The sequence below is a fragment of the Rhodococcus sp. JG-3 genome, from assembly GCF_000482405.1.
Lineage (GTDB): Bacteria > Actinomycetota > Actinomycetes > Mycobacteriales > Mycobacteriaceae > Rhodococcoides > Rhodococcoides fascians.
In genome coordinates this window covers 120164-129219 of sequence record NZ_AXVF01000005.1, presented here as the reverse complement: position 1 = coordinate 129219, position 9056 = coordinate 120164, and the positions used below count along the sequence as shown (strand labels likewise).

The following is a 9056-nucleotide window of genomic DNA, read 5'->3' as shown; positions in this document are numbered from 1 at the left end:
AGTGCAGTCGTCTTCTGAACTAGTGCAGTCGTCTTCTGAAACTGACATCGGGTGGGTGTTCGACCAGCCTGTCGGTGTCCTGGTAGATAGTCCTGCAAGAAAGTCCAGTTTGGTCGCAGGTTTCGAGATGGAGGGCTTCAGGTGGACGAAAACCTGATCGGGTACGCGCGATGCTCCACACGCGGACAGGATCTGCGAGCGCAGCGCACAGCCCTCCGCAAGCTCGGCGTCGACACCGGCAACATCTACACCGACCGTGGCTATACCGGACGCAACAGAGAACGACCCGGTCTGAACGAAGCCCTTTCCGCAGTGGGGGAGGGAGACACTCTGGTCGTCACCAAACTCGACCGACTCGGCCGCTCGGTCACAGACCTCCACGCCATCGTCACGGAACTCGACAGCAAGGGGGCTCGCCTGATCTACGGTGGCCAGGTCTACAGCCCCGGCGACCCGGCGAGCAAAATGTTCTTCACCGTCCTCGGCGCGATGGCCGAATTCGAGGCCGACTTGACCCGCGCACGCACGCGTGAAGGTGTGGCCATCGCCAAAGAGCAGGGCCGGATGACCGGACGCAAACCCAAACTCACAGCGTTGCAACACGAACGCATCCTCGAAGACTACGAATCCGGTCGATACGGTGCAGCTTCCCTCATGGACCTTTACGGCCTCAGTCGCTCTGCTGTTTACGCCTCGCTTGCTCGTGCTCGCCACCAACGCGACACCAGCTCACCCCGCACCACAACGACCGGAAGCTAGCTCGCCAGCAACCGCGCCACCACACTCACCAGCCGACACAGAGGCCCCGGTAGTGCTCCACACACCACCGGGGCCGGTCGATCACAGAACGGAACTGCGATCAATGAACAACGCTAATACCCTCGACCTCGACGCAACCAGCGAGGACACACTCGACATCCACCCACGCGTACTGACCGGCGCACTGATCACCGGCCTGACCATCGCCATCATCGTCGGCGCGGCTTCGTTCAAGCTCTCTTTCTCCACCCTGCTCGACCTCGCCGTCATGGCCGGCATCGACCCGGCCGACGCCTGGGTCATCCCCGTCGCCCTTGACGGCCCTATCCTCGCGGCCGCCGTCATCCGGATCGCCCTCTCTCAGCACACCGACGCTGCCACCAGGCGAGGCCGGCGACTCGTCGTCGCAGTGCTGACCGTCTCGGCGATCTTGTCCATCGCAGGTAACGCCTACCACGCAGTCTTGACCGCCACCGTCCTCAACGCCGCCGTCGCAGCTGCAATAGCAGCATTAGCGCCCGCGATGGTCCTCACGATGAGCGAGGTCGTCGCGGTCGTCCTGCGCGCACCACGCCGCCGCCGGACCACGACCAAGAATGACACTGCAGGTGCTACCGCCGAAGCGGCCGCACCAGCTCGAACCAACGAACCGACCACCCGCGCGGAAGTCGAACAGAACACTGCCGGAACGGTATCGGGCATTGCCGGTATAGACGAAGACCTCGACAACGGCCTGCTCAAACCTGCCGTGTGGACCAGCGTCGACCTCTACCTCGCGCACCCCGATTGGTCACTGAGCGACATCGCACGCCACCTCGAACTCCACACCTCGACAGTCTCGCGACACATCAAGACCTGGACTCAAGTCCAGCAGAACATCGCCGCCGAGCGCAGCACCGCCGCCCCCATCCTGGCTAACCAGGCACACGCCGCCGACCCCGACCACCACTCCGACCCCGACCACCACTCCGGTGCCGCGCAGACGAGTTCGGACTACCGCGTCGGCGACTACGCCCCGATGAGCAGCGATCGTGACTACGCGGATGCGGCGCGATGACACAACAGTGAGCCGTCAGAACATGCGCAGACCTATCAGCCAGAGCCGCAACAGAATTCGCCCGATACGGTTGTACTGAGCGACTCACACCACCGCTATCGAAGAACGGGAAGAGACATGGACGCCGAACAGGCGGGGTACGAGGTCACCGAGATCAAAGCGATCCGAGGTACCGAATCGAAAACGATCGCAAGCAAGCAGCAAGAAGGCTGGGAGCTCGTCGACCGACAGGACGGTCTCGTGCGAACCACCATGACCTTCCGTCGACCAAAGCCGAAGCCCCCCTGGCGAATGTGGGCCGCACTCGGCGGAGTCGGTGTCATCCTGGCGGGCATCATCACCGTCGGGGCGCTCACCGAAGACGACAACGACGCGTCGACGACCGACGCCGCGGCCGCCTCGAGCGCGGAGCAGCCCTCCCCTGAGCCTGCTCCGGAACAGGAAGCGGAACCCTCCCCGTCGGCCGACCCGATGATCTGCGATACGACGGACCCATGGTCGCGGGGAGGTCCATGCACGTTCGGGCAGACCGCGATCTACAGCGACACGAGGCGGGATTTGAGCGAGGTGAGGCTGGAGATCACAGTGGGCGCACCGGTCGAGTTTGCACTGAGCGAGGACGCCATTATCGACTCTGACCAGCCTCCGTACCCCGTGAGCGTCTACTTCCCGGTCACCGTCAAGAACATATCCCCGGACTCAGCCATGCCGAGTTCGGTCTCTACCCAGGCGACAAATGCCGAACAGGGCAAATACAGCGGTAAGTATGTCGGTATTCAGGAAGTGAGGGACGGGGATGTCGGCTTGCGATCGGTCACCTCGGCTCTCGACCTGCCCGTGGGCGAAACCCTGAGCGTCAAGGAAGGCTGGAACATGACGACACTCGATGGTGTGGAGTACATCCTATCGATCGATGGTCTCGGCGGATACGACATCGAGTTCACGCGGTGATCCCTGAGATCGCCTCCGGGACGCCCACCCCGACATCGTTCGATCCACATTTGTCTAGCCCACTTGACTAGAAAGTGTCCAACCGGCTAGACTAAAGTCATGGTTACCGAGCAGCCCACGCGGAAAGTGGTCAAGGCCCTCAAGGCGGCCGGCTTCTCGTCGGTTCGTACGGTCGGTTCACACAGCACGTGGGTCTCGGCCGACGGAGTTGTGAAAGTGACTGTGCCCGATGGGCACCGGACTATTTCGCCGGGCGTGTATCGGAAGATCCTCGCAGCCATGAAGGAGGCTCAGAAGTGAGCAAGACTTACACGGTGTCCATTACCCGCGACGGCAAGTGGTGGATGATCGCTGTCCCTGAACTCGACGCTCTGACCCAGGCCCGCCGCATCGACGACGTCGCCACCGCGGCGAAGGAGTTGATCGCTCTCGAAACCGGCGTCTCCCTCGCCGACGTCGAGATCGAACAACACATCGAGCTCGAGCCCGGGGGAGAAGACCTCGCCGCCCGCGTCGCCGACATCAAAGCCCAACGTGCCCGTCTGAGCGAAGAAGAGGCGCGAGTGAAGGCCTCGACCGAAGCGTTCGCCAAGCAGCTCGCAGGCGCGCACGTCCCAGTGCGCGATATCGGATCACTTCTCGGAGTGACGTTTCAGCGAGCCAGCCAACTCGTCAACAGCTGACCACCTGACTCCGCGGACGCGGAGGCCGGGATACTGCTCCCATGACCAGTGACCGCAGTTTCGATCCGGATCCCGATCATGGACAGGACGGATGGGTGACGCTGCCGAGCGGGCAGCGCGCCTACCGCTACGTGGGATCGGACGACCTGATCTACGACGCGGGAACCGCACCCGACGCCGCCGCGTCGAACTAGGCATGGACCCAGACGAACGCGCCGCCATCGTCGACGAGGGGTACGACCCCGACGACCCGGCCGTGCTCGCCGACCTCGATCACGTCACCCGTGTGCTCGCCGAACATCGCCACCTGACAGCCGACCCCGAACTTTCCCTCGCGTACCTCGTGAACGCCGCCAGAGTTCACGAACCAGGGCCAGCGTCGGGCGTATGCAGGTAGTTCGACATCGAACGTATGTTCGCATAGATTGAGGGGACTGTTCCGTCCGGCGAAAGGTCGCACTCATGGCCGGTACCGCCGATACGATCCCCGACCTGACCAACCTCGACAAGGCCGCGCAGCTCGCCGCTCTTCGCCGCAGCATGGCCGCGATCCCCGGACGCCGCGACCACGCACCCGCCGACTCCGACGACTTGCCCGCATTCCCTCCAGCGCAGCCGAAGGTGCAGGCCGCCGCGATGGAAGGCGATGAACGAGCCCTGAGCGGCCCTGTGCGCTCACGAACCCTCAGAACCCTGCCGGTGCCCATGCCTCTGTCGGAACTGCTGCCACGTGGCGCACTGGCCCGAGGAACGGCCCTGTCGATCACCGGTGCCGGATCGATTCTCGTTGGGCTCGTCGCCACCGCCACCGCGGCCGGCCACCACGTCGCCCTGATCGGTCAACCCAAGTTCGGGCTCCTCGCCGTCCACGAACACGGCGGGGACCTGTCGAAGATCGCCCTGATCGACCCCGGTCAAGCGGACCCTCTCGACGCCGCCAATATCTGCATCGATGGGATCGATCTGGTCATCAGTACCGTTCACGGTCGCGACGTACCGCCGACCCGCGCGCGTGCCCTGTTGGCCCGAAACCGCACTCATGCAGGGATACTCGCGATCACAGACGGTCGAATGCCCGGCCTGGACGTGACGATTTCCTCTCGTCCCGTCGGCTACGGTGGCATCGAGCAGGGGAGGGGTCGTATCCGTTCGATCACCCTCGAGACCACCGTCCACGGACGCGGAATCACCCAGCGCACAGGCCGCTTCACCCTCACTGCACCTACGTTCGGCGAGCACGGCGTGCGCTGGGCCCCAGCGGGTACCGACGCAACTCCCGTCCACCGGCCGCACCGACTGGCGGTCGCGCAATGAACGGTGATCTGTACGAGAACTGGCCCGTGACCTTCGATCCCCCCACGCGCCGCATCGTCGATCCACCCCAGCGAGTCCTCGTCAACGTGGCGCTCACCGTGGCAGGCTCGTCCGGAGGCGGATCATTCCGCGACGGAACGCCGCTCAAGGTCCGCTCCGAAGGCCTCTCGATGGACGTCAAAGCGCCAGGTCTGCTCCATGCGTGGGCGAAAACATCACGCGGACAGTGGCTTTGCTGCCTCAGCTTCCAGATGCCGATCGGAAACGGCAAGGGCTTCCTTCGCCTGGAACAGCAGTGGTGCCCTGCCGAAGCGGCGACCCCGGTCGCCTGACCGAAGCGTCTAACGTCAAGATATCTTGACGAATCGTAAGCGTCAAGATATCTTGACGTTATGGAATCCGAGAAGGTCCTCACTCCGACCGAGCTGACCGAGCTCTACGTCCGATACAACGACGCTCTCGTCGATGTCGACCTCGCGCAGATGGTCCGCGAACAAGGACGCGAGGACGCCGCTACCTGGGTGGCGAACGCCGAGCGAGGTATGGCCGCAGCCATTTCCGACGTCGACGCACTCGAGATCAACGCCTTCCTGGTCTCGACGATGACCTCCGACCGGTACGCCATCATCAAACGACTGCGGGGTCGGGAACGGCCCGTGCCGTGGTCGAAGATCGGCGAGATACTCGGCATGAGCAAGCAAGCCGCACAGCAGTGGTACGACACCTACAACCTGCGACCCCGCATCGAAAACCCCACCCGCAAAGCGGGTCCATCCTGAGCGCAGGCATGGTTCGCCCTGCGATGCGAAACGGGTCCGGCGGCAATACGGACCTTGGTGTCGAGCGCTGAGTAATTTCCACGGAAAGCGTTGCAGCACTTGACCTTACAGCGAAACGCTGTAAGGTTGAGGTATGGAAGAAACAAGCAAGAATCTGACCGCGATCACCTCCGAGTTCGGAGACGAACGAGCCGACGGCCGGGTGGGGGTGACGATCCGCTGCATCGACGGTGATATCGACTTCCTCTCGGCAACAACCGATTCGGAGTCCTGGACCCGTGCCGCGTCGGTCGAATTGTTGACCGTGCACGGCTACGAGGTGATCGGGGACTGGTCCGACATCGGCAGCGCCGATCCCATCTGGGAGGCCACCGTGACTCGGACCGGACCGCAAGCCGATGTCGCGACCGACATCTTCGGTGAATTCACGGCAGTCGAGTGCAACCCCGAGCAGGCAGTCGAGTGGCTGTTCGGCATCGAATGCGACGACGACTGCCCGGAGTGCAACCCGGCGTGACCGACCGGCCCGAATCGACGAGGCACCGGGCAGCTGCTATCTGCCCGGTGCCCCACCGCATCACATCACACCAGGGGAAAGAGAAACCAATGACCATCACCATGCCCGCACCGGCCTCCACCGGCTACACCCTCGTCGACGCCGATCCGAACGAGCTCGACATCACCGCCAACGTCCGCACCGGCGTCGACATCACCGCTGCACCCGAGTTCATCGCCTCCATCACCGAACTCGGCGTCCGCCAGGCCGTGCTTGCAGTGCGCCGCGCAGACGGGACCCTCGCCGTTCACGACGGGCAACGCCGCGTCCTCGCCGCCCGAGAAGCCGGCCTCACCTCCATCCCGGTGATGGTTCGTGATCAGACCGCCGACGAGCGGGCAGCAGGCATCGAGCGCATCACCGAGCAGATCAACCTCAACGACCAGCGCGAAGCCCTCACCAAGGGCCAACACGCCGCAGGCGTCGCCGAGCTGCTCGACCTGGGACTGAACGTGCAGAAGGTCGCGACAGCGCTGCACGTCCCCAAGTCGTACGTCGAGCAGGCCGGTCGCGCAGGACGATCCGAGCGCGCCCGCCAGCAGCTCGACGACCGTCAGCTCACCCTCGAAGGGGCCGCGATTCTGGCAGATCTCGAAGACGCAACCGAGATCGAGCCGTGGGTCACCGACGCTGTGGAGAGAGTCTTCGAGTTCGGCTACGGCATCGAGAACCGTCTCGCTACCATCAAGCGTCGAGTCGACGAACGAGCAGCCACGCGAGTTGCCGCCGCCGACCACATCGCACGCGGATTCACCCTGCTCCACGACGAACCGTCCACCAGCGAGGGGGAGTGGTTCTCCCCCGTAGACCTACGTACCGCCGACGGCGGCGCGGTCCCGGCCGACGCACCCGAGCAGGCACCGCACCTGTGGCATATCCACGTCCACGAGACCGGTGCCATCTGGGTCGACAAAGCGACCCGTGTCGAGGTCACCGAAGACGACATCGACTTCGACACCGAGGACGACGACGACGCCGAACCCAACGGCGAGCGGCGGCACGCCAACACTGTCGAGAAAGTGCCCGGCTGGAGCTACGAGTTCTTCCTCCATCACGACAACCGCGCTGCGGCTGGCCTCGAACTCGCACCCGAGCGAATCGCCGCCAACGGCTCATCCGAGGACGATGCTCAGGACGGGCTGACCCCGGCCCAACGCAAGGCAGCGCGCGCCGAAGCCGAACGCCTCGAGAAAGAGCGGGCCGAGCGTCGAAAGGTCAAGGTACTCAACCGTGCCGGAGCGACCGCGACCGAAGCCCGTCGTACGTTCCTCACCGGCCTGCTTTCACGCAAGGACGTCCCGAAGAACGCCACCAAGTGGATGGTGAGGGTGCTGGCCACCCACGGTGATGTGTTCACCGAATCCAAATGTGGGGAGCGCTATGCCGACATCATGGGCTCCCCGCTACGCGAGGTACCGCAGAAAGCCGACAGTGCCACCGTTGCGCGTGCAGAGGTGCTGCTCCTCGCCCGTGTGCTCACCGCGTTCGAGGCCCGACTCACCGGGCCCCAGGACGCCAAGGACTACTGGCGGTTCTCCGCCAAGCACTACCGAGGCATGGTCGGCATCGACAGCTACCTGACCTTCCTCGCCGACAGCGGGCACACCTTGACCCCTGTCGAGCAGGCCGCAATCGGCAACATCACCGTCGACGACGCCTACGCCGCCGTTGACGACGACGCTTGACCGAAACCCCCATGGGCCCCGACCATCACCCGATGGCCGGGGCTCCTCGCGTTCGTCAAGATATGTTGACGAATAGTTGGTGTGTCAGCGGAACGGCGTTTCCGAACAGTGAACGTTTCGCGCTGCTTCGTCGTAGCCGTAGCGGCCTAGCATCGACTTGGCGGCCAGGTAGTTCTCGTATTGGTACGGACCTGGTCCGACGTACAGGCCAATGACGGCGTCCTGAGTCAATCCTGTCACTTCTCGGTACGGCACCAGGCCTGTCGCGCCGGGACGAAACTCGGGCTCGTCGAAGAATCCAGGCTGAACGAACCGCCATTCTCGTTCCTCACGAAACCCCTTGTGTTTGACGCTCGCCGCAACGAACGCCAGTGCCTGAACGGCAGCATGGACGTTGCCCGATGTAGGCACCTTGGTCAAAGCCGGATCCATCAATTCGGCGATGAACGAGTAGGTGGCGTCGATCAGCGGCTGCTCGAGGGCATCGGAGAGATATTCCACTCGGTGCAATCCAAGTCCAGCCCGATGGACATTGGAGCCGTCCAATGGGGGAAATTTCGCGGGGTCGAAGCCGATCGCGAATCCTCCTGTGCCCTGGCCATATCCGCGCCACTGGCTCAACATGTCGGGATCTTCCGAGAACGAGACAGTGCAACAGTGGAGGTAGTCCGGATACTCGCGATCGATGATCGACTGGATTGCGTCGCAGACCATGCTGATAAATGTCTCTGCTACTGGATTGCTTTGGAAGAGTCCGCGGCCGCCCCATTCGCGGAGGTAGTCCAGGATGAGATCGAGGCCGTGGGTCAGTTCACGGCGGTCGTTGAGGAACTGTGCGGCTGTCGCCCGCAGGACCGGCTTGTACGAGCCGGACCCCACGACGTTCGGATCTGGCTTCTCTCCGACGTTGGTGAGGATTCCCAGCATTCCGGCGGCGTCGGTGTAGTGCCACAGTTGGTCGGGTAGCGACATCGACTGTTCCGGCGGCGTTGCTGCCGAGGCTGCATCAACGTCCTTCTCCGGTGACGTCACCCGCGTAGGTCTGTTCGTGCGCCGCTGCCGGGCCGGTCGGCGATCCATTGCTCGATTGCCTTCTGCGAGTACAGCGGGGCATTGGAGATCCGACGTATCGGCTTCGGGGCCTGCCCTCGTGCGACGTAGGATCGCCACGTCGACGACGTGATTGCTTTACCGGTCCGGCGTTCGATCAACGTCAGGACCTCGGCGAGTGACAGTTCGTCGGCATCCATCACTGTCCCCTGGATGCGCATA

General features: G+C 63.7%; 14 protein-coding genes. 12 read left to right on the top strand and 2 right to left on the bottom strand.

The window, feature by feature from the left end:
* Positions 1-141 precede the first annotated feature (141 nt).
* The 12 genes from K414_RS0100690 to K414_RS25620 all read left to right on the top strand — a co-directional run bounded on the left by K414_RS0100690 (position 142) and on the right by K414_RS25620 (position 7784).
* Positions 142-759, top strand: coding sequence for a recombinase family protein (locus K414_RS0100690; RefSeq protein WP_027494212.1), 618 nt, complete (start codon positions 142-144; stop codon positions 757-759).
* A gap of 103 nt (positions 760-862) precedes the next feature.
* On the top strand, positions 863-1816 hold the full coding sequence (locus tag K414_RS28040) for a DUF2637 domain-containing protein (protein WP_051364842.1): 954 nt from the start codon (positions 863-865) through the stop codon (positions 1814-1816).
* Positions 1817-1933: 117 nt separating this feature from the next.
* Entirely contained in the window at positions 1934-2767 is an 834-nt protein-coding gene (locus K414_RS0100680) for a hypothetical protein (protein WP_027494211.1), read from the top strand.
* A gap of 99 nt (positions 2768-2866) precedes the next feature.
* A complete protein-coding gene (locus K414_RS0100675; protein ID WP_027494210.1) occupies positions 2867-3067 on the top strand; it encodes a type II toxin-antitoxin system HicA family toxin in 201 nt (66 codons plus the stop codon).
* On the top strand, positions 3064-3450 hold the full coding sequence (locus K414_RS0100670; RefSeq protein ID WP_027494209.1) for a hypothetical protein: 387 nt from the start codon (positions 3064-3066) through the stop codon (positions 3448-3450). Before K414_RS0100675 ends, K414_RS0100670 begins: the two co-directional genes overlap by 4 nt.
* Before the next feature lie 41 nt (positions 3451-3491).
* On the top strand, positions 3492-3644 hold the full coding sequence (locus K414_RS29245) for a hypothetical protein (RefSeq protein WP_169879469.1): 153 nt from the start codon (positions 3492-3494) through the stop codon (positions 3642-3644).
* Positions 3645-3646: 2 nt separating this feature from the next.
* On the top strand, positions 3647-3847 hold the full coding sequence (locus K414_RS28790) for a hypothetical protein (protein WP_139278507.1): 201 nt from the start codon (positions 3647-3649) through the stop codon (positions 3845-3847).
* A 65-nt stretch (positions 3848-3912) separates the two neighbouring features.
* Positions 3913-4764 carry a hypothetical protein gene (locus K414_RS25625; protein WP_051364841.1) on the top strand — a complete coding sequence of 284 codons (852 nt, stop codon included), beginning with the start codon at positions 3913-3915 and terminating at the stop codon, positions 4762-4764.
* Positions 4761-5096, top strand: coding sequence for a hypothetical protein (locus tag K414_RS0100650; protein WP_027494208.1), 336 nt, complete (start codon positions 4761-4763; stop codon positions 5094-5096). Before K414_RS25625 ends, K414_RS0100650 begins: the two co-directional genes overlap by 4 nt.
* Before the next feature lie 60 nt (positions 5097-5156).
* On the top strand, positions 5157-5543 hold the full coding sequence (locus tag K414_RS0100645) for a hypothetical protein (RefSeq protein ID WP_027494207.1): 387 nt from the start codon (positions 5157-5159) through the stop codon (positions 5541-5543).
* Between the two features lie 133 nt (positions 5544-5676).
* A complete protein-coding gene (locus K414_RS0100640; RefSeq protein WP_027494206.1) occupies positions 5677-6060 on the top strand; it encodes a hypothetical protein in 384 nt (127 codons plus the stop codon).
* 89 nt (positions 6061-6149) lie between these two features.
* Positions 6150-7784 carry a ParB N-terminal domain-containing protein gene (locus K414_RS25620; RefSeq protein WP_051364839.1) on the top strand — a complete coding sequence of 545 codons (1635 nt, stop codon included), beginning with the start codon at positions 6150-6152 and terminating at the stop codon, positions 7782-7784.
* 84 nt (positions 7785-7868) lie between these two features.
* Here K414_RS25620 and K414_RS0100630 read toward each other — a convergent pair whose 3' ends face one another.
* Both K414_RS0100630 and K414_RS0100625 read right to left on the bottom strand, forming a co-directional pair.
* The gene (locus tag K414_RS0100630; RefSeq protein WP_027494205.1) at positions 7869-8816 is read right to left on the bottom strand and encodes a DUF2971 domain-containing protein; all 948 of its coding nucleotides are present in this window, start codon (positions 8814-8816) and stop codon (positions 7869-7871) included.
* A complete protein-coding gene (locus K414_RS0100625) occupies positions 8813-9034 on the bottom strand; it encodes a hypothetical protein (protein ID WP_037218692.1) in 222 nt (73 codons plus the stop codon). The genes K414_RS0100630 and K414_RS0100625 overlap by 4 nt, the downstream gene beginning before the upstream one ends.
* Between the last annotated feature and the right edge of the window lie 22 nt (positions 9035-9056).

Coding starts and splice junctions, on each gene's coding strand:
- K414_RS0100625 (WP_037218692.1), bottom strand. CDS start 9,034: ATGGATGCCGACGAACTGTCACTCGCCGAGGTCCTGACGTTGATCGAA.
- K414_RS28040 (WP_051364842.1), top strand. CDS start 863: ATGAACAACGCTAATACCCTCGACCTCGACGCAACCAGCGAGGACACA.
- K414_RS25625 (WP_051364841.1), top strand. CDS start 3,913: ATGGCCGGTACCGCCGATACGATCCCCGACCTGACCAACCTCGACAAG.
- K414_RS28790 (WP_139278507.1), top strand. CDS start 3,647: ATGGACCCAGACGAACGCGCCGCCATCGTCGACGAGGGGTACGACCCC.
- K414_RS0100675 (WP_027494210.1), top strand. CDS start 2,867: ATGGTTACCGAGCAGCCCACGCGGAAAGTGGTCAAGGCCCTCAAGGCG.
- K414_RS29245 (WP_169879469.1), top strand. CDS start 3,492: ATGACCAGTGACCGCAGTTTCGATCCGGATCCCGATCATGGACAGGAC.
- K414_RS0100640 (WP_027494206.1), top strand. CDS start 5,677: ATGGAAGAAACAAGCAAGAATCTGACCGCGATCACCTCCGAGTTCGGA.
- K414_RS0100680 (WP_027494211.1), top strand. CDS start 1,934: ATGGACGCCGAACAGGCGGGGTACGAGGTCACCGAGATCAAAGCGATC.
- K414_RS0100645 (WP_027494207.1), top strand. CDS start 5,157: ATGGAATCCGAGAAGGTCCTCACTCCGACCGAGCTGACCGAGCTCTAC.
- K414_RS25620 (WP_051364839.1), top strand. CDS start 6,150: ATGACCATCACCATGCCCGCACCGGCCTCCACCGGCTACACCCTCGTC.
- K414_RS0100650 (WP_027494208.1), top strand. CDS start 4,761: ATGAACGGTGATCTGTACGAGAACTGGCCCGTGACCTTCGATCCCCCC.